Raw genomic sequence first — 19,739 nt, 5'->3', positions numbered from 1 at the left:
TGTCGATGGTTCAGGCGTCGCGGGACCAGAAGCGTGCGCCTGCATTCTCGGAAGCGGTTTCAACTCCTGTTCTTCGTTGCTGATGCCGTGTCGAGAATGTGGATCGAGGCCGTTGCCGGGCGTGCAATCCCGACCGTCTCGCGAGCCGCGAGAACGCGGTCGAGCCAGTCCGGATCCATTTCGGGCACCGATGCGAGAAGCCGCCGCGTATAGTCCATGCGCGGAGCGTCGAGCACCTCGTCGCGCGATCCGTGTTCCACCACGCGCCCGTTCTGCATGACGACGACGATGTCCGCGATCGCGCGCACCGTCGAGATGTCGTGCGTGATGAACATCAAGGTCAGCCCTTTGTCGCGCTGCAGGCGGAGCAGCAGGCGCAGGATTCCCTCCGCCACGATCTGATCCAGCGCCGAGGTGACCTCGTCGCAAATGATGAATCGCGGATCCGCGGCGAGCGCCCGGGCGATGCCGATCCTCTGCTTCTGGCCGCCGGAGAGTTCTCCGGGCAGGCGGGTCAGGAATTCGTCCGGATCGAGTTCGATGTCGGACAGGATCTGGCGGATGCGCTGTTCGCGCGCGGATCCCCTGAGACCCAGATAGAATGTGAGCGGGCGTCCGATGATTTCGCGGACGGTGTGCCTCGGGTTGAGAGCGGTGTCCGCGGTCTGGAAGATGATCTGTGTCTGGCGCAATTGCTCGCGGCTTCGCCGACGGCAATCCGGCGGAAGGGGCTCGCCGTCGAAGGAGACGCCGCCCGCGATGGGGGGCATCAGCCCCGATATGGTTCGCGCCAGCGTGGACTTTCCAGACCCGCTCTCGCCGACCACGGCGACAATCCTGCCGCGATGGAAATCCAGGTTGATGTCCTCCAGCACCTTCGTGTCGTGGTACGCGGCGCTGAGATTCGTGACGCTGACGAGCGGAGTAACGCCTTCCGCGTGCGCCGGTCGGGGATCAGGCCGAAGTTTGCGGACGGCCCAGAGCGATCGCGTGTAGCTCTCTCGCGGCGCCGCGAGCATCGTCTGTGTGGCAGCCTCCTCCACCAGTTCGCCGTTGCGCAGCACCATGATCCGGTCCGCCATCTGCGCCACCACCGCCAGATCGTGGGTGATGTAGATCGCCGCCGTGCCGAAACGGTCGACAGCGTCGCGAATGGCGTGCAGCACCTCGATCTGGGTGGTGACGTCGAGCGCGGTGGTTGGCTCGTCGAAGATGATCAGGTCGGGCCTACAGGCCATCGCCATCGCGGTCATGGCGCGCTGCAACTGACCGCCGGAGACCTGGTGCGGATAGCGAAAGCCGATCTCGCCGGGATTGGGAAGGCGCATCCGGCGATACAGATCGACTGCGTCCGCTTCCGCTTGGCTTCGGGTCATCCGGCCCCGCAACACCGGGAACTCGCAGTGCTGGTCGATGATCCGCCAGGCGGGATTGAAGGCGGCCGCTGCGCTTTGCGCGACATAGGCGATCCGCGAGGAGCGCAGGGCCTGCCGTACCTTCGCTGCCGCGCCGGTCAGTTCCTGTCCGTCGAAGATCACCGTCCCGCCGGCAAATCGACACCCGTCGCGGCTATACCCCATCGCCGCCAACCCCACTGTCGATTTGCCGGCGCCGCTCTCGCCGATCAGGCCCAGGACCTCTCCGGGCGCGAGTTGAAGGTCCAGTCCGTGGACGATCGGCGGCCCACCGGGCGCATTTCCCGCCTCGATTCTGAGGCCGCGCATCTGGAGAAGCGGAGACGAGGTCATTCGGCCACCCCGCTTGATCGCTGCAGCATCCAGTCGACCACGAAGTTCACCGAGATCGTCAGCAGGGCGATCGCGGTCGCGGGTATCAGCGGCGTGACGTTGCCGAAGGTGATCAGGATGGCGTTTTCGCGCACCATCTGTCCCCAATCGGCCATTGGCGGCTGGATGCCCAGTCCGAGGAAGCTGAGCGCCGAGATCGCCAGAAAGACGAAACAGAAACGCAGGCCGAATTCGGCGATCAGCGGCGCGGTGATGTTGGGCAGGACCTCCCGGGTCATGATCCAGCCCAACCCTTCGCCCCTCACGCGCGCCGCCTCGACGAAATCCATGACGGCGACATCCGAGGCCGTGGCGCGGACCAGTCGGAAGACGCGCGTCGAATCCACGGCGGCGATGATCAGGATCAGCGACGGAACCGAGGTCCCGAACACCGACAGCAGAAACAGCTTCATGATGAGCTGCGGCACCGACATCACCACATCGACGAAGCGCGAGAGCAACTGGTCCGGCCAGCCGCCGATGATCGCCGCGAACAGCCCCGCCACCATTCCTGTCAGGAACGTCAGAAGCGTCGCCGACAGGGCGATGCCAAGCGTATTGCGGCCGCCATAGAGGATGCGGGTCAGCATGTCGCGCCCGAGGCTGTCCGTGCCGAGCGGATGGTCGATGCTGATCGGCATATAGGCGTGACCGACCACCTCACTTTCCAGGTAGGGGGCGATCCACGGCGTGAGGAGGGCGAGCAACAGATAGATCGCGATGACGGCCAGGCCGAAACGCGCGGGCGAGGGGATCGAGGTGAGAGAAGCGCGCACGACCATCACGACCTCGGGTGCAGCAGGCGCGGGTTCGACAGGATCGCCACCAGGTCGGCCGTCAGGTTCAGCAGGATATAGGCGGCGGCGAAGATCAGGCAGGCGGCCTGCACCACGGGAAGGTCCCGGGTCGAAACGCTGTCGACCAGCGACTGGCCGAGGCCCGGATAGACGAACACGACCTCCACGACCACGACGCCGGTGACCAGATAGGCCAGGTTGAGGGCGATCACCGTGACGATCGGTGCGATCGCGTTCGGCAGCGCATGCCAGAGGATCACCCGCGCATTGCCGGCCCCCTTCAGGCGTGCCATCTCGATATAGGGCTGGGCGAGCAGGTTGATGACCGCGGCGCGGGTCATGCGCATCATGTGCGCGACCACGACCAGGACGAGCGTGAAGGCCGGCAGGATGGTGCGAAACAGGCGCTCCGCAAACCCCATATCAGGCGCGATGCTCGACAGGGAGGGCAGCAGGGCCAGCTTTACAGAGAAGATGAAGATGAGAACGTAACCGACGAAAAACTCGGGCAAAGATATCGACGTCAGCGTCGCGATGTTGCTCGCCCTGTCGAACAGGGAATTGCGCCAGAGCGCCGTCCCGAGGCCAAGTCCGATCGCGAGCGGAACGGAGATCAGGGCCGCCGTCACGGCCAGAAACAGGGTGTTCGAAAGGCGCCATGCGATGAGGTCCGACACGTCGCGTCCCGTCGCGATGGATCGTCCGAGATCGCCCCTCGCCAGACTGCCCATCCAATCCGCGTAGCGCTCGATGGCAGGCCGTTCGAGCCCCATCTCGCGGCGCAGGGCCTCGACCGTCTCCGGCATGGCCGATTGTCCGAGGATCGCTTCGGCGGCGTCGCCGGGCAGAGCCTCGATTGCAAAGAAGACGCCAAGCGATACGAACCACAGACTGAAGAAGCCCAGGGCGAGACGCTTGGCGATCAGCTTCGGAACCGGATTCAACCTGAATCCCCTCCGCCACCCGGGCGAGACGCGGTCGAGGTATGTTCTCCGCGACCTGCGCCCTGTGTCCGAAACGGGCTCATGTCAGACCAGCCACCAGCGTTCGACGAAGCGCAGCCCGTCCAGGTCGAAATTGTCGCCGATCACGTCCGGCCGCCCCACCGTGTCGCGCGTCGCGGCGATATAGCTCGCGAACATGGGGATCACCGCGCCGCCATCGTCACGGACGATGGCTTGCATCTCGTGATACATCTCCCGTCTCCTGGCGTCGTCGAGCTCCGCCCGGGCCGCGACGATAAGCTCGTTGAATCTGTCGTTGTGCCAGAACGTGTCGTTGAATTTCGCGTCGGCGGCATAGGCGGTGGTGAACATCCAGTCCGCCGTCGGCCTGCCGCTCCAGTAGACCGCCGTCCACGGCTTCTGCATCCAGACATTCTTCCAGTAGCCGTCGTTGGGTTCGCGGACGACGCGGATATCGATGCCGCTTCCGCCGGCGCTTTCGCGGTAGAGCGTCGCTGCGTCGACGGCGCCGGTGAAAGCCGCATCCGCCGCGTGCAATTCCACCGACAATTCGTCGAGGCCGGCCTGCTTGAGGTGAAACCGCGCCCGGTCGGGATCGAATGCGCGCTGTTCAAGATCGGCGTTGAAGAAGATGTTCGACCGCGGGATCGGATGGTCGTTACCGACCGAACCGTATCCGCCGAGTATCTTTTCGACCAGCTCCTGCCTATCGACGCCGTATTTCAGCGCGAGCCGGACGTTGGCGTCGTTGAAGGGCCCCTGGCGCGTGTCCATGGCAAAGGTGAAGTGCTGGGCGCCGGCCGTCTCCATCATGTTGACCCCCGGCGCGCGCGACACGAGCGGGCCGGTCTTCGGATCGATTTTGTCGGCGATGTCGACTTCACCCGTGGTCAACGCGGTGACGCGGGCGGTTGCGTCCAGCACCGAGAGCAGTTCGATCTCCTCGAAGAACGCCGCGTCGGCCTTCCAGTAGTCCGGATTGCGCACCAGCTCGGTGCGGATGCCGGGCTCGAACGACTTGATCATGTAGCCGCCGGTGCCGACCCCTTGCGAGAAATCGATCTCGCCGTCGGCGGAAGGGAAGATCGCGAAATGATAATCCGCGAAGAGGAAGGGAAAATCGGCATTTCCGGCTTCGAGGTCGAAAACGACCCAGTCGCCGTCGCGGCGCAGATCGACGACCGGTTCCACCAGCGCCTTGACCGCAGACTTGCTGTTCTCGCCCCGGTGGTAGTTGATCGACGCGATGATGTCCTCGGCAGTCAGCGTCTTGCCGTTGTGGAACGTCACGCCCTTGCGCAGCTTGAAGCGCCACGTCTTCGCGTCCGCGCTGGCCTCGAAGCTTTCCGCCAGTTCGCCGCGTAGCCCTCCGTCCGGGGCGATCTCGGTCAGCATGTTGTTGCGCCCGTAGGTCTGCGCCTGGATGTAGTTGTTGGCGTAGGTGGCGGGGTCGTAGCTGTCGGAGCTACCGCCATGCCCCATCGCGACGCGCACATGGCCGCCGGATCTTGGAGCGGCCGGAGCGCGGCCGGGCAGTGAAGACAGGACGCCCAGAGCGGCGGCGCCTTTGAGCAGGTTGCGGCGTTTCATCGGCATGGCATTTCCCCTCTTTGCTTCATTCTCGGTATTCCGTGGCGATGACCGCGCTTGGCGCCGGTGCTGGCGTGTGACCGAAGGCCATGGCGCGGCACGCCTCGAGACCGCCCAACTCGGCGATGCGGCGGCGTTGATCGTCGAAAACGATCTGGTTCACCCGATCCGGGTCGCAGATGTCGTGGAGTCTGCGTGAGCCTTCTGCGCGTGCAGCCACGTCCCGTGCAACCTCCGATCGTCCCAGATCGATGCATTCGTCGGGATCGTCGGCCAGATTGAAGAGCTGCGGCGGCAGGCCGGGATAATGGATGTATTTCCAGTCGTCCCAGCGGACGAGAAAGCTCGCGGTCGACGATCCTCCGTCGTGGTATTCGCTGAACACGGTCCGTCCGCAATCGTCGCGCTCGTTGGCGATCGACCAGAGCGACCGCCCGGGCAGGGTGCTGCGAAAATCCTCGGCGCCGAACTGGTCGGCGGCGGTCGCCGCGACATCGACGAGCGAGACCGGCGTTCGGACGCGCCGTCCGGGTTCGATCCACGGACCGGCAGCGATCATCGGAACGCCGACCGACGCCTCGTACATGACGGATTTCGTCCAGAAGCCGTGGTCGCCCAGCATCTCGCCGTGATCGGATATGTAGAGAATGCGGGTATTCTCCGTTTGCCCCGACGCCTCCAGCGCGGCAAGGACCCTGCCGACACAATGATCCATGAAACTGACCAGCCCGAAATACGCCGCGCGCGCCTCGATGATGCGTTCCGGTGTGAAGTGCTTGTCATAGTTGAAGAAGCGCGCGAGGTGGTCGATCTCGGGGTGCCGAGCGCCGCCGTTGGTGCCGCGTCCGGCCGGCGCCGGGATGCGGATGTCGTCGTAGAGCTTCAGGAACTCGTCCGGCGCGCGCAGGGGATAATGCGGAGACACGAACGAGACGAAGGCGGCCCACGGGGCGCTCCCGGCGGACCCGGCGATCCAGTCCTCCGCCGCCGCGCAGACGGCCTCGTCATACGCCGTGTATTCGGACGGGCCTCTGCCGACATCGGCCGCCAGTTCGCGCGCGCCGGCATAGACCGGCTCCTCTTCGCGAAGCAGCCCCTCGGTCCAGCCTGTGCCGTGGATCACGTGCATGGGCAGCACTTCACGCGAGAAGCCGTTGTCGTCGGCGCTGGAGCGAAAATGAAGCTTGCCGAACGACATGACGGTGAGGCCACGCTCGCGCAGCGCATGCATCCAGCTCTTCGGCTGGCCGCGATAGGGCGCTGCGCTGTCCCAGTGGCCGGTGCGATGAACATATTGGCCGGTGGCCAGCGCGGCGCGGGTCGGCACGCAGATCGGGGAAGGCGCATAGGCGTTCTCGAAGACCGCTCCGCGCGCCGCCAAGGCGTCGAGATTCGGCGTGCGAACCACCGGGTGGCCCATGCAGCCCATCGCGTCGCGGCGATGCTCGTCCGAAACGAGGATCAGAAGGTTTTCGCTCCGCGGCGCCATCAGTCGCGGTACTCCGGCTCGTCCTCGTCTAGGATGTCGCGGACAGCGGCGAAGTGCTTCTCGGCGAAGCCCGGATAGTCGGCCCATTGCCGTGCGGTCTTCTCGGCGATCTCGGGCGTCGCGACCCTGAGTGGACGGCCGGTCGAAAGCGCGGTGATGTATGTTTCTGCCGCGCGTTCGAAATAGTAGATGTCGTCGAAGCATTGGGCGACGCTCGGCCCCACGACCAGCACGCCGTGTTGCCCCATGATCATGACGGAGTGATTGCCGAGCGCGCGTCCGATGCGTTCCGCCTCGTCGCCGAGGCCCATGCCGTCGAAACCGTCGTCGATCGCGACGCGATTGTAGAAGCGCATCGTGTTCTGGTCGATGGGCGCCATCGTCGGATCCTCGAGGCATGCGAGCGCCGTGGCGTATTTGGAATGCAGATGCATCACGCAATGCGCGTGCGGGACGTTGCGGTGAAGCGCGCCGTGAATGGCGAAGGCGGTGGGGTCGACATTCGAGCCGGTCTCGACATTGTCGCGGGCGTCGAGCTCCAGCAGATCGGAGGCGCGCATCTTCGACCAGTGCCTGCCATAGGGATTCATCAGGAAGCGCTGGCCGTCGTCGGACACGGCGAGGCTGAAATGGTTGGCGATGCTTTCGTGCATCCCGAGCCTGGCTGTGAAACGCAAGGCAGCCGCAAGGTCGCGACGGGCTTCAGTGGTGTCCATTTCAGGTCTTCCCGGCAACTACTACGTGCATACAGTGCCGCGTTGACGCCAAACCGTGAAATTAATAATTTCTACCTGTAGCCATAAGGAAAACGAAGGGTTTGAGATGCAGCCGCTCCAATGGGTGCGCAGTTTCGAGGCGACTGCACGACATGGCAATTTAACGCGTGCGGCTCAGGAGCTCGGTCTGACGCAGGCCGCGATCAGCCAGCACGTCAAAGCGCTGGAAGAGCGTCTTGGCGTGCAGCTCTTCGAGCGGCGCGCGCGCGGCGTCGCCCTGACCGGCGCAGGCTCGGAACTCTACACGTCGGTCGCAGAGGGAATCGGCCGTATCGAGGCTGCGTTGGGGCGCTTCGGGAGGGTGAGCAAGGACGATCGGCTGCACGTATTGAGCAATTCGAGCATGGCGTCGAATTGGCTGACGCAGAGGCTCCACCACTTCCTTGCCGAATATCCTGGAATCGATCTGCGCATCAGCACCGCGCTCTGGCAGACCGATGCAATCGGGGTCAAAGCCGATATCTCCCTGTTTCTCGGGCCCTTGAAACAGGCGGGGGCGGCGCCCATCCCGGGGGGCGATCTTGTAACGGTCTGCGGCACAGGCGATGTCGAGGAAGACAGGCTGATCCATGTGACGGGGTTCGAGGCTGCGTTTGAAGCGTTTCGAAAGTCCAGGCGCGAGAAGGTGCGCAAGCGGTTGCGCGTCGTCGAATGCGACAGCTTCCAGGCTGCGCTATTGCTGGCGCAAGCCGGCATGGGACGCACATTTGCCCCGCGACTGCTGGCGGCAGGCCCAATTCGAGAAGGGGCCCTGCATGATCTGGGTCCGTGCGATTTCCATCCACCCACGAGTTACTGGGCGCGCATTGACAACCCGCACTCGAAGAATGCCCGAAACTTCAAGAACTGGATCACAGCGACTGCGGCGGATTGGGTGTCGTGAACGTTCAGCTTGCACGCAGGTGCGCGCGCACATTCAGGTCCATGGTCGGCACATGAGCTACTCACCGTCGCCTGAACAGGAGCTGGCGCAATCCAAGATGCTCCTCGCACCTGCTGACCGGCGATGACGTCACTCTGACGGTATTCATGCATGTCTTTGGTCAGGGCAATGGCCGTGATCTAAGACAGGCCGTCGGTTTTTGTGCTGACGCGCCATTCCTTGCTTTGAAATAGGTCGCCGCCTGCCAGGTGGAGCTGCGCTCCCGCTTGTGGATTCGCACCTTCTCGCCGAGCACAAGTGCGAGGCCATCGCACCCTCCAAAACTGCGTGTGGAGAGTGTGCTGCCAATATTGCACGATCTTAAGGTGTCGCGAATATCTAAGTCTTTGATTTTGTTGGTGAGCGCGCAGGGGTTCGAACCCTGGACCTACTGATTAAAAGTTTACGTAGCCAAGACCTAAGATGTTGTAATATATCATTTAAATCGATCTAGAATCCATATGTGTCCAATTTTGTGTCCGAAATGATGTCCACCAATGCAGGAAATCGGGGCAAAGTGTGAAGCGTATTTTCTATTGATGTTGTAGGCAGGCAACAAGCTTGTCTCCGGTTACCAATCCGGCATGAGTTTGAAAGCCAGGGTCGGTGGCTTGGCTGTTTTTCTGCAGGACAATAACAATTCATCCTCTCACCGTAATATGAGCTTTCCCAATTGGACGATGAGCGTCACGTGCTTGTGTCCCAACGTTCGAAGTCTGGAAGCTACCTCCTCATTGGCGACGAATTCGGCCACGGTTTCACGCCGAGAACTTTGGCGACATCTACTAAACAGCAGATCGCTGCTTCATTCAGTTCATCGCCGATCAGGCCTTGCGCGAACTGACCGTCAATCTTGAGGTAATCAATTGGGAAGCGTTTGAGCTAGGCCATGCTTTGCGCAGTAGATGAGATACACCTCTGAAAGGAGGCGAAAATGGACGGTACGCTCACGGGATAAAAAATTTTGAAAGCGACCATTCTATTCACTCACAAGATTCGATGTTGTGCTGCGGTCGTCCAATTTGCGGCAGAGGCTCCGGAAGGCCTCCCGGCTCAACCTCAATCCTTACTTTTGACTTCGGATTGCCCTGAAACGACTAGACCCTCATTCGACGGCCTGTAGGATCATAGGGTGACATCTCGATTGTTTTCGCTTTCCGCTTTTCACCTACGACATGCACGGAAAGTTGATTGCCTGGTTCAGCTAAATCGGTGTCAACTAAGGCGAGTGCGAGACTCTTTCCAATCCGATGACCGTAACCGCCCGAAGTTGTCATGCCAACCAACCGATTCTCTTGCCAAACGGGTTCGAAGCCTGCGGCATCTGCGTCTGTGGCGTCTATTTCCAGCATGGTCAGCACTCTGTCGGGCGCGTTTGAACGTTGAGCGGCTTCTTTGCCGACAAAATCACCTTTGTCCCACGCAATCCAGCGATCGAGACCAGTCATCGCTGGAGTATAGGCTTGCGTGAACTCCGCGTTCCAGATGCCTATCCCTTTCTCTAGACGCATGCTCAATAGCGATGCGAAGCCGACCTCGCGAATTGAGAGTTTGTCACCCACCTTCAATAGCAATCGTCGCAATTGAGCATGCTCGTTTGCTGCGCAATTGATCTCGTAGGTCAGCTCTCCAGACAGCGAGAGACGGCCAATTCGCACCCGATGAAGGCCGATGTCGACCGTCTGACAGGTCATCATTCCCAAGCCGGAAAGATCGCTATCGCTCACCTGTTCAAGAACGGCCCGCGCATTCGGGCCGGCGATCGCGAAACCGCCCCAGACATCGGAAATATCTTCGATTTGCACGCCTTCTTCCGCGTGGTCGTTGAACCAGCGCATATGGAAGGCGCGGAGGTAATATGAGCCCATTAGCCAGTATTCGCCGCCGCCCCAGTTGAAGCAGGTCAGGTCTCCCTTGAGACGGCCATCGTGGCCCAACATCGGCGCCAGTCTTATCTTGCCCGGTTCCGGCAGGCGGCTGGCCAGGAGCTTGTCGAGAAACGCCTCGGCGCCCTTGCCCGTTATCCGATAGCGCGAAAACCCGCTGATATCGAGCAACCCGACGCCATCCCTTGTGGCGAAGCACTCATCCGCCACAATCGGAAACGAAGCCGGGCGTCGCATCGAGCCGGGCTCTTCAAACTCGGGCGTCGGGGCGAAGTAGAGGGGCGTTTCCAACCCCCAGCTTTGTCCCCAGCGAGCGCCGGCCGCATCCATATCGGCGTAGGCTCCGGCGGTTCGCAGCCGACGGCCGGCGGGCCATTGTTCGTTCGGATATGTGATGACAAATCTGTTGGAATAGAATTGCGCGGTCGTCTGGCGAATGTATTCCTTGTTCGACTGGTGCAGACCGAAACGGGCGACATCCATGCCGAATACGTCTTGTTCCGGTTCCCCGTGCACCATCCACTCCGACAACGCTTTGCCGACCCCGCCGCCCTGGCTGAAGCCTGCCATTACGCCGCACGCGACCCAGTATCCGCGCGGGCCCACAGGACCAACCAGCGGATTGCCGTCGGGTGCGAAGGTGAAGGCGCCGTTTACCCAGCGGCGGATGCCTGCTTCGGCAAGTTCCGGAAACCGTTCGAAACCCTTGGCAAGTTCATACTCGATCCGGTCGATATCTTCGGGGATCAGGTCCATGCCGTAATCCCACGGTGCGCCGTCCATGCACCAGTGTTTCGGATTGCGCTCATAAACGCCCATCAGCAATCCGTTACGTTCCTGTCGCGTGTACGAGAAGTTGTCGAGATCCACCAACACTGGCAATTCGCCGTCCATTGCCTTGAGGCTCTCGAGGTCTTCGGTGATGAGGTAGTGATGCTCCATCGGAGTCACCGGCAAGTCTACACCTGCCATCAAACCCAATTGCTTGGCCCAAAGCCCTCCCGCGTTGACCACATGCTCGGTATGAATCGTACCCTTCTCGGTGACTACATCCCAAGAGCCGTCTGGGCGCTGGTCCAGTTTCAGCACACGGTTGCGCAGGATGACATCGGCGCCGCGCTTCTTGGCGGCGCTCGCGAAGGCGTGAGTGGTTCCATTGGGGTCCACATAACCTTCATTGCTGTCATAGAGCCCGCCAAGAATATCGTCCGTTCGAATGACGCCGCCTGATATCTCCGCAATCTCTTCGCGTGTCATCAACCTGGCCGTTTCGATGCCGATCGCCTGCAGAGTCGCCCAGCTTGCCTGAAGCTGCTCCCAACGATCCGGATCAGTGGCGAAGTTGACGCCGCCGGTCATGTGGATTCCGCAGCTGTGGTCGCTTTCCAATTCAATCTTGCGGTAAAGATCAATCGTGTAGGACTGCAGGGATGCAATGTTGGGGTCGCCATTCAGCACGTGAAAACCGGCGGCAGCGTGCCAGGTCGATCCAGACGTTAGCTCGGCGCGTTCAACAAGAGCTACGTCTGTCCAGCCCAACTTCGTCAGGTGATAAAGGACTGATGCACCGACGATGCCACCACCAATTACAACAGCTCTATACGATGCTTTCATGACCGATCCCGTGTGACTTTTTTGCAAGATGGATAAAAGGTACACTAATGTCCATAAAAAAGTTACAGCGAGCTAGCGATGTCGGCTCAGTGGCGGTTAGCGATGACGAATCCTTGCCGGACCGCGGGCGGAACTCCCCCGCGGAATCTGAACAGTCTTTCAAGCCTGGCGCCAATTGCCGGTCCAGATGCGGTAAGACATGACAGCCGCCGCTAGCGGGATGCGGTGGCGACGAATGGCGCGACCGGAAGCGGGGTTCATCCCGCGCCGTGTCGCCTATCTAGCATGGGCAGAATCCCTAGGAGCCAATACAAGCATGTGTGGCGGAGGCGGCAGTAGAGTAGGGATGCTCTGAAGTCGTGAAAGACTTAAAGTTGATTCATTTGATGCTGCCGAGAGGTGCAGAGCTAAGGGCGGCAACCTCTTCTTCGCTAGGCTTCTTGCCGGTTAGGCAGAAAAGCCAATCTCGCGCTCGACTTCGGCGGGTGCTTGCACTTTCACGTTGGTCAACCGCATCATACCCTATCTGGGTGAAATAGATGATCCGCGCCCGAATCTCCGCTTCGGAGAGCTCGTAGCCAAATCGCAGGAACATTCCTACCAATGCTTCGATCCGCATCGAATCGGAGATATCAACAGCGCGTCGAACGGTGCCCGAGCGCCTGGCCCAGTCACGAACCGCAAAATCAAGTCGCGTATCGAATTCGCCGCCACTGACCCAGCAGCCAAAAACATTGGTCAAGGCGCTGTTGATGCTATTGGCAGGCAGGCGGGCGCTTTCGACAAGAGCTCTCGTATTCGTCTGCTGCCAAACATCCAATAAGCTGTCAAGAAGGTGTGTCCGGCTCTTGAAGTACCAGTAAAAGCTTGATCTTGCACAGTCGAGCTTCTGCGAAAGTGCGAGTACTTTTACGCTCTCAACGCCGTCGGAAATCAGCGTGTCGAGAGCAATTTGTATCCAATCCTCACGCGTTGTGCGCCCGGGGCCTCGCCCGCGAGGTTTATTGTCCGTTCCGGATTCTTCAGTCATAAGCTCCTCGTTTTCGCATTGATCTGCGCAAATAAGTACACTAGTGTTCATTTTAAGCCCACTGCGATTTTTCCATCTTTGACGAGACGCGCGCTGTTGAACAAGAGATATTCTGCACTCCGACATTTTCGCGAAGGATTGCGCGGCCACTCAGGCTGGGGCAAGGCTTGGCGCTCCCCAGCGCTCAAATCGACATACGACGTCATCATTATCGGCGGCGGCGGTCACGGCTTGGCGACGGCCTACTACCTTGCGCGCAACCACTGCATCAGTCGCGTCGCCATCCTTGAGAAGGGGTGGTTGGGTGGCGGCAACACGGGGCGCAATACAACGGCGATACGGTCGAATTATTACTATCCGGAAAGCGCCGCGCTTTATGACATGTCACTGCGACTCTACGAGGGCTTGTCTCGAGAGTTGAACTACAACGTCATGTTCTCGCCTCGAGGGATGATGGTGCTTGCGCACTCCGAGGCGGAGATGGAAATCGCGGCGCGCACCGTCAACGCGATGCAGATCAACGGAACTGATGCAGAGTTGTTTGGCGCCGAAGATGTGCGCAAGCGCGCCCCAATTCTGAATTTCGATAGGGATGCTCGATTTCCGATACACGGAGCGATCTGGCAAGGGCGCGCCGGAACCGGCCGGCACGATGCGGTGGCTTGGGGATACGCCCGCGCAGCGGACGCGCTGGGTGTGGACATCATACAGAACTGCGAAGTGACGGACGTGATCAGGGAGGGAGGACGCGCCGTCGGTGTGAATACGAACCTGGGAGAGGTTCGCGCGGATCGGATCGGCGCTACGGTTGCAGGCCATTCTTCCGTCTTGGCGGGAATCGCCGGATTTGACCTGCCGATTCACTCTTACGCGTTGCAGGCGTTCGTCTCCGAGCCGCTGAAACCGGTCATGGACACTGTCGCATTTTCTCCGGCGTATGGAACCTATTTCAGTCAGTCCGACAAGGGCGGTCTGGTGTTCGGCGGGGCCCTTGATCGGGTGCCATCCTACGGACAACGGGGCAACATGCCTGTTCAGGAATTGGTCGTGTCCGGACTGGCGGAAATGGCTCCGGTGTTGGCCAAGGTCAAATTGCTCCGTCACTGGGCGGGGATCGTGGACGTGACCCCGGACAGCTCTCCAATCATCGGGCCGTCAGGTGTCGACGGGCTCTACCTCAACTGCGGCTGGGGCACAGGCGGTTTCAAGGCGATTCCGGCAGGTGGAACGCTTTTTGCGCATCTGCTTGCCACTGGTTCCCATCACGAAGTCAGCCGCCCATTCGATCTTGATCGTTTCCGCACAGGGCGGCTGATCGACGAGGGTGCCGCTTCCGGCATCGCGCACTAGGAGGGCATCGTGCAGCTTTTTCCCTGCCCATTCTGCGGTTTGCGCGATGAACGCGAATTTCAGTTCGCCGGAGAGGTCGGCAAGACGCGCCCAAATACCTCGGAGCCGGTTAGCGATGCCGACTGGGACACATACTTAAACACCCAGCGCAACGAGAAAGGCGCGGCCCGGGAAATCTGGTGCCACCTGCCGTGCCAGGAATACTTCGTGATGGAGCGCGACACGGTTTCCATGGATGTATTCGGGGCCATTGCGCTGCGAAAGGACCCTTCATGACCGGTTCTCGTGTTGGCTCGGGCGGACTGATCGATCGCACGAAGCCGCTCAGCTTTTGCTTCGATGGCGGCGCCTATTCAGGGTTTTCCGGCGACACATTGGCTTCAGCTTTGTTGGCGAACGGCGTCCGTGTCATGGGACGCAGTTTCAAATATCACCGCCCGCGCGGCGTGTGGGGGGCGTGGTTCGACGATCCGAACGCGATCTTCAACATTCGTCTCGCCGGCGATGAGTTCCCCAATTGTCAGGCAACGACGACACACCTTGTCGACGGCATGAAGGCCCGCGCAGTCAATGCCTGGCCCACAGCCAGGGCCGATCTGAAGGGCGGACTCGACTATTTCCACCGCTGGTTGGGTGCAGGCTTCTACTACAAGACATTCATGTGGCCGGACTGGCGTCTGTTTGAGCCGGCCATCCGGCGCATGGCAGGCCTTGGCCACCTGGATCGCAACACGGTTGCGGGCTACGTGTCCGACCAGTTGCACGATACCTGCGATGTCCTCGTAATAGGCGGAGGCGCGGCCGGGCTTACAGCCGCGCGCGCCTGTGCGGAAGCCGGTCAAGAGGTGGTGCTTATCGACGATCACCCGGAACTTGGCGGCGGGCTCTATCGTCGGGGACTGGCGATTGAAGGCGAAGCCCCGGAGGAGTGGGTCGCGTCCCAGCAAAAGGCCATTCGCCAGGCCGGTGGACGCGTATTGACGTCCACGACCGGCTTCGGCGTTTTCGATCACAACCTAGTTGGACTGGCCGAGCACCGCGGTTTTTCAAGCGCGCCTCGGCTGCATCGGATGCGGGCAGGTCGGATCGTGATGGCGACGGGCGCGCTGGATCGCCCGATTACCTTTGCCAACAACGACCGCCCGGGCATCATGTCCGTAGAAGCCGCCACCGAGTATCTCGGTCGATATGGCGTGCTTGTCGGGCGCAATATCGCGCTCGTCTCCAACAACAGCTTCTCCAAGCCGGCTGCGGAACGGCTTCGTGCAGCGGGAGCGGAAGTAACCGAGTGTGATGCGACCCGGGGCCCAATTCGTGCCTTGGGCGGCAAACGCCCGAGCTGTGTGGAAATTGGCGGCCAACGATATGCATGTGACACGATTCTCGCGTCGGGTGGGCTGACCCCGGTCGTCCATCTTTGGCGGCATGCCGGCGGAAAACTGGATTGGCGTGACGACCTGGCCGCCTTCGTCCCGGGAAATCCGGGGAAGAGCATGATCGCCATCGGCGCCGCCAACGGTTCCTTCGACCTTGAAGACGCCTTGGCGGAGGCCAGGAATTCGGCGCGAAGCGGTAGCGTATCGGAACGAAGAGGAAATTATCGGATAACGCCTCTCTGGCCGAAGCCCGGGAGCAAAGGAAGGCAATGGATCGACTTCCAGCACGACGTGACGCTGAAAGACATAGAACAGGCGGCGCGTGAGAACTTCGTCTCGGTCGAGCATTTGAAACGCTACACCACGCTCGGCATGGCCTCCGACCAAGGCAAGACATCGAACATGGCCGGACTGGCGGCGATGGCCGCGATACAGGGAAAATCCATCCCTGAAACTGGAACGACCACCTTCCGCCCGCCCTTCGTACCGGTGCCCCTGGAGTTGTACCGCGGGCATAATCGCGGCCAGATGCGAAACCCTCTCAAACGATTGCCGCTTGAGGCCGTGCATCGTGCCGCCGGGGCCGCCATGGGGGAATACGGGGGATGGCTACGTCCGGGCTGGTATGGCGACAAATCCGAGGAAGAGGCAATTCGCGCCGAGAGCAAGATGGCGCGCGACGCCGCGGGCATCTTCGACAGCTCACCGCTCGGCAAGATCGAAGTGATGGGTCCGGACGCGGAGGCCTTCGTCAATTTCATCTATTACAACACGATCAAGACGCTGAAGCCCGGGTCGATCCGCTATGGCTTCATGCTAACCGAGCGAGGCATCGTCTATGACGACGGCGTGGTGTCTCGTTTGGGTCCGGACCGGTTCGTCATATCGTGTTCATCAAGCCATGTGGACGGCGTGAACGCCCTATTGGAGGCCTGGCGGCAGGACGGAAACGATCCCGATCGGCTGTTCGTTCATGACACCACCGCCAATTGGGCTACCATCACCGTTTCAGGGCCCAAGGCTCGCGAAATGGTCGGCGAATTGGGTACGGGGCTGGATTTTTCGCCCGAAAGTTTCCCGCATATGACCTTCCGGGAAGCCGCTTTTCAGGGCGCTCCGGCACGGATTGCGAGAGTGAGTTTCACCGGCGATGCTAGCTACGAGGTTGCCGTTCCCGCCGCAAAGGCCGAGACGCTGTGGGAAACACTGATCGCCGCGGGCGGGAAACGGGGGGCGGGGCCCATCGGGCTTGAAGCACTTTCGGTGCTCCGTGCCGAAAAGGGCTACCTGATCGTCGGCAAAGACACCGACGGAGAGACCATGCCCCATGATCTGGGCTTCGGTATCCCTCGCCTGAAAAAACAGACCGAATTTGTGGGCGATCGCAGCCTTCATGGCGAGGTCGCAAAACTCGAGACGCGGCGGCAATTCGTGGGGCTCGCAGTAACCAAGCCGTCCGGGCCTCTGCCTGTCGGGGCGCATGTGGTCGACATCCGAGAGGGCCGCACCGTCTCCATTGGTATCGTGACTTCGAGTTACGACAGCGCCTGCCTCGGCGAACCGATCGCGCTTGCTTTGATTGAGCGCGGGCAAGCGCGCGTGGGTGAATATGTGAAAATCCTGCATCTTGGCGAAACCCGAGTGGCGCAGGTTGCAAGCCCGTGTTTTCTTGACCCTGCCGGGGAGCGTTTGAATGCGTAACGACAATCTTAGCTGGGACGTACCGATCGAACGCAAGTTTCTTGAACTTTCCGGCCTGACAATTCGGCAAATCAGGCCGAAGCGGATGACGGTCATCAGCGGGCCCTTTGCCTCGATCCGGAAATCGACGGGGATTGACCGCGCAATCGGTTGGCCAGAGGCTCCCGATGGAGAGCCTTATCTGCTGCGCTTGCGTCGCGACCGCGTACTTATGGTCAATGGGCCCGATCTGGCCGACGGCTGGAATGCGGAGCTCGGTCTAGCCATTTCCGACATGACGTGCGGATACGCGGTATTCGAAATCAAGGGTGCCGACGCGATGGCGTTTCTGCGTCGCGGAGCCGGTATCAGTCTTCGCACGTCATCGGCTTCCGTCAACCGTCTGTTCCATGGGCTTGCTGCGATGATCTACAGTTGGAATGACCAAAACCACTTTCGCGTGCATGTCGCCAGTCCGATGCAGGATGCATTCTGGATGCTCGCCCGAAATTTGGCCAACGCGGCTGACGAGCATGTCACGACCTGACGATCAGGAGATCTCGGGCCCTTGATCGGCATTCATTCGGCTCGGTTTGTCGAGAGCACTCATTCGGTTCTCAGAGCCGGTTCAGATATTGAAGCGCCACGGACAATCATGAACATGGATTTTCCGTTCGGTGCACTGTGCTCCGATTGCCCGCGCGAATAGTGTCTGAAGGCGCCAAAATAGTCGGTATTGCGCCAATGAGTGTGTTGACAAAGACGGATTTCAATCAGCAGAATACGTACAGAAGTGAACATTAATAAGAGGCGGACTTCGGTCCTGTTGGCGAGAGCCTGTTGTTCGCCTTCCTGCCGAAGCCGGTCGTGGTCAGGTGGGCAATGATCTGAATCGATTACCGAAGACAGGTGGAGGTCCAATGTCACATTCTATGAAATTCAAGCGACGCACGTTTCTCGGAGCGGTCGGTGCAGCCACCGCGATTGGGTTGGCCCCGAGAACCAGTTTCGCACAGGTGCCCAAGTCCGGGGGCGATCTGGTGGTTGCAATCAATGGCGCATCTACCGGAGACAGTCTGGATCCTCGCACTTTCAACTCACCTTTCATGGCGGTGCTCGGGGGGACCATTTACAGCACTCTGGTTGAAACGACCGGTCCTCGGGCCGAACTGCAGCCAGGCTTGGCGCTCGATTGGGAAGAGGCGCAAGATGGCCTTGTCTGGACCTTCAATCTGGCCCCCAACGCCAAGTTCCATAATGGAAAGCCTGTTACATCCGCGGATGTGATTTACTCGCTGATGTATCATGTCGCGGAAGGAAGTCGATCGACTTCCCGCGCGATTATCAAGGCGGTTGACAAGGTCGAGGCGGACGGAGATCACCGCATCGTTGTCACTCTCAAAGCGCCGAATTTCTACTTCCCGGCCAGCCTCTCGAACTTTTCGCTTGGTATCGTTCCCGAGGGCACGACCGAGTTCACCGGGATCGGTTCCGGCCCCTACAGGGTCACGAATTTTGTGCCGGGAGAGATATTGGAGACCGAGCGCTTCGATGACTACTTCAAGACCGGCAAGGCGCATGTAAACACCGTTACCATTCTTGCTGCGAATGACCCGTCCGCCCGGATCAGTGCAATCCAGTCCGGACAGGCCCATATCGTCGGCAATCTGGACGCGCGTGCCGTGCCTTTGCTTCAAGCCTTGCCGACGGTCAATCTGCAATTCCAATCCGGTACCGGCTTCGGCGGATTCAATATGATGTTGGACCGGGCGCCGTTCGACAACGCCTTGCTTCGTCAGGCTATGAAGCATGCGATTGACCGCGAAGACTTTATCCAGCGCATCTATGGCGGTCATGCGCGTCTGGGCAATGACACCCCAGTGCCGCCGGACGCTGTTGAATATGCTGCCGACGTCGTCCAGATCGCTTATGACCCTGACCGGGCGCGCGACCTCTTCAAGCAGTCGGGCCACAGCGGTCCAATCGTTCTGCAAACGTCGTCGGCGACGGGAGCGGCGGCCGTCGATGCGGCGACCCTGTTCAAGGAGCATGCGTCGCGGGCAGGGATCGAGATCGAAGTGAAGAGGGAACCCGCGGATGGTTACTGGGGCAACATCTGGGCTCAATCGCCGTTCCACGCTACAGTCTGGGGCGCCCGGCCAACCGTGGACCTGATCATGACCCTGGCCTATTCCAGTTCCTCGCCGGTCAACGACACCGCTTTCAAGGATCCCGATTTCGACGCTGCGCTTCAGGTTGCGCGGGGCGCGCCGGATGCTGAAGAACGCTTGCAAGCCTCACACCTGGCGCAGCGTATCCTGAACGAAAACGGTGGCGCCATCATCCCGGCCTTCCAAAACACACCTGAAGGGGTTTCGACGCAATTGGCGGGCTACGTTACCGGCACCCAGGCGGTAGGATCGTTTCGCGCCGCCGAGAACGTCTGGTTCGTATGACGTTGGCTGGGTGATACCATT

The 19,739-nt window shown here is 60.7% G+C and carries 14 protein-coding genes; 6 read left to right on the top strand and 8 right to left on the bottom strand.

All coding sequences use genetic code 11. The features are described from left to right. Positions 1 to 59 precede the first annotated feature (59 nt). The 6 genes from MRY80_RS17820 to MRY80_RS17795 form a co-directional block, all read right to left on the bottom strand. Positions 60 to 1,748 carry an ABC transporter ATP-binding protein gene (locus tag MRY80_RS17820; protein ID WP_293292412.1) on the bottom strand — a complete coding sequence of 563 codons (1,689 nt, stop codon included), beginning with the start codon at positions 1,746 to 1,748 and terminating at the stop codon, positions 60 to 62. Further along, positions 1,745 to 2,569, bottom strand: a complete 825-nt coding sequence (locus MRY80_RS17815; RefSeq protein WP_293292411.1) for an ABC transporter permease — start codon at positions 2,567 to 2,569, stop codon at positions 1,745 to 1,747. Before MRY80_RS17815 ends, MRY80_RS17820 begins: the two co-directional genes overlap by 4 nt. Then, positions 2,569 to 3,528: an ABC transporter permease gene (locus MRY80_RS17810; RefSeq protein WP_293292410.1), complete on the bottom strand. Its 960-nt coding sequence runs from the start codon at positions 3,526 to 3,528 to the stop codon at positions 2,569 to 2,571. The genes MRY80_RS17815 and MRY80_RS17810 overlap by 1 nt, the downstream gene beginning before the upstream one ends. 84 nt (positions 3,529 to 3,612) lie before the next feature. Beyond that, positions 3,613 to 5,145: an ABC transporter substrate-binding protein gene (locus MRY80_RS17805; protein ID WP_293292409.1), complete on the bottom strand. Its 1,533-nt coding sequence runs from the start codon at positions 5,143 to 5,145 to the stop codon at positions 3,613 to 3,615. A gap of 19 nt (positions 5,146 to 5,164) precedes the next feature. Continuing rightward, positions 5,165 to 6,628, bottom strand: coding sequence for a sulfatase-like hydrolase/transferase (locus MRY80_RS17800; RefSeq protein ID WP_293292408.1), 1,464 nt, complete (start codon positions 6,626 to 6,628; stop codon positions 5,165 to 5,167). Next, a complete protein-coding gene (locus MRY80_RS17795; protein WP_293292407.1) occupies positions 6,628 to 7,344 on the bottom strand; it encodes a class II aldolase and adducin N-terminal domain-containing protein in 717 nt (238 codons plus the stop codon). The genes MRY80_RS17800 and MRY80_RS17795 overlap by 1 nt, the downstream gene beginning before the upstream one ends. 106 nt (positions 7,345 to 7,450) lie before the next feature. Here MRY80_RS17795 and MRY80_RS17790 point away from each other — a divergent pair, with 106 nt between their 5' ends. Then, positions 7,451 to 8,287, top strand: coding sequence for a LysR family transcriptional regulator (locus MRY80_RS17790; protein WP_293292406.1), 837 nt, complete (start codon positions 7,451 to 7,453; stop codon positions 8,285 to 8,287). A 1,136-nt stretch (positions 8,288 to 9,423) separates the two neighbouring features. On the opposite strand, the gene MRY80_RS17785 is transcribed toward MRY80_RS17790, so the two are convergent. Together MRY80_RS17785 and MRY80_RS17780 are read right to left on the bottom strand one after the other, a co-directional pair. Then, positions 9,424 to 11,826 (bottom strand): FAD-dependent oxidoreductase, encoded by a 2,403-nt coding sequence (locus MRY80_RS17785; RefSeq protein WP_293292405.1) that lies wholly within the window; start codon positions 11,824 to 11,826, stop codon positions 9,424 to 9,426. Positions 11,827 to 12,205: 379 nt separating this feature from the next. Beyond that, positions 12,206 to 12,856 (bottom strand): TetR/AcrR family transcriptional regulator, encoded by a 651-nt coding sequence (locus MRY80_RS17780; protein WP_293292404.1) that lies wholly within the window; start codon positions 12,854 to 12,856, stop codon positions 12,206 to 12,208. A 96-nt stretch (positions 12,857 to 12,952) separates the two neighbouring features. On the opposite strand from MRY80_RS17780, the gene MRY80_RS17775 reads away from it, so the two are divergent. The 5 genes from MRY80_RS17775 (at position 12,953) to MRY80_RS17755 (ending at position 19,718) form a co-directional block, all read left to right on the top strand. Then, positions 12,953 to 14,206, top strand: a complete 1,254-nt coding sequence (locus MRY80_RS17775) for a sarcosine oxidase subunit beta family protein (RefSeq protein WP_293292403.1) — start codon at positions 12,953 to 12,955, stop codon at positions 14,204 to 14,206. Between the two features lie 9 nt (positions 14,207 to 14,215). Beyond that, positions 14,216 to 14,482: a sarcosine oxidase subunit delta gene (locus tag MRY80_RS17770; RefSeq protein WP_293292402.1), complete on the top strand. Its 267-nt coding sequence runs from the start codon at positions 14,216 to 14,218 to the stop codon at positions 14,480 to 14,482. Continuing rightward, on the top strand, positions 14,479 to 17,283 hold the full coding sequence (locus MRY80_RS17765) for a 2Fe-2S iron-sulfur cluster-binding protein (RefSeq protein WP_293292401.1): 2,805 nt from the start codon (positions 14,479 to 14,481) through the stop codon (positions 17,281 to 17,283). Before MRY80_RS17770 ends, MRY80_RS17765 begins: the two co-directional genes overlap by 4 nt. Beyond that, on the top strand, positions 17,276 to 17,809 hold the full coding sequence (locus MRY80_RS17760; RefSeq protein WP_293292400.1) for a hypothetical protein: 534 nt from the start codon (positions 17,276 to 17,278) through the stop codon (positions 17,807 to 17,809). The genes MRY80_RS17765 and MRY80_RS17760 overlap by 8 nt, the downstream gene beginning before the upstream one ends. A gap of 385 nt (positions 17,810 to 18,194) precedes the next feature. Further along, positions 18,195 to 19,718, top strand: coding sequence for an ABC transporter substrate-binding protein (locus MRY80_RS17755; protein ID WP_293292399.1), 1,524 nt, complete (start codon positions 18,195 to 18,197; stop codon positions 19,716 to 19,718). Positions 19,719 to 19,739: the final 21 nt, after the last annotated feature.

Source organism: Oricola sp. (assembly GCF_022763245.1).
Classification (GTDB): Bacteria; Pseudomonadota; Alphaproteobacteria; order Rhizobiales; family Rhizobiaceae; genus Oricola.
Note: the sequence above shows the minus strand (reverse complement) of the source record. Positions and strands in the feature narration are given on the sequence as shown.

Coding starts and splice junctions, on each gene's coding strand:
- MRY80_RS17795 (WP_293292407.1), bottom strand. CDS start 7,344: ATGGACACCACTGAAGCCCGTCGCGACCTTGCGGCTGCCTTGCGTTTC.
- MRY80_RS17780 (WP_293292404.1), bottom strand. CDS start 12,856: ATGACTGAAGAATCCGGAACGGACAATAAACCTCGCGGGCGAGGCCCC.
- MRY80_RS17765 (WP_293292401.1), top strand. CDS start 14,479: ATGACCGGTTCTCGTGTTGGCTCGGGCGGACTGATCGATCGCACGAAG.
- MRY80_RS17755 (WP_293292399.1), top strand. CDS start 18,195: ATGAAATTCAAGCGACGCACGTTTCTCGGAGCGGTCGGTGCAGCCACC.
- MRY80_RS17760 (WP_293292400.1), top strand. CDS start 17,276: ATGCGTAACGACAATCTTAGCTGGGACGTACCGATCGAACGCAAGTTT.
- MRY80_RS17805 (WP_293292409.1), bottom strand. CDS start 5,145: ATGCCGATGAAACGCCGCAACCTGCTCAAAGGCGCCGCCGCTCTGGGC.
- MRY80_RS17800 (WP_293292408.1), bottom strand. CDS start 6,628: ATGGCGCCGCGGAGCGAAAACCTTCTGATCCTCGTTTCGGACGAGCAT.
- MRY80_RS17815 (WP_293292411.1), bottom strand. CDS start 2,569: ATGGTCGTGCGCGCTTCTCTCACCTCGATCCCCTCGCCCGCGCGTTTC.
- MRY80_RS17785 (WP_293292405.1), bottom strand. CDS start 11,826: ATGAAAGCATCGTATAGAGCTGTTGTAATTGGTGGTGGCATCGTCGGT.
- MRY80_RS17790 (WP_293292406.1), top strand. CDS start 7,451: ATGCAGCCGCTCCAATGGGTGCGCAGTTTCGAGGCGACTGCACGACAT.
- MRY80_RS17820 (WP_293292412.1), bottom strand. CDS start 1,748: ATGACCTCGTCTCCGCTTCTCCAGATGCGCGGCCTCAGAATCGAGGCG.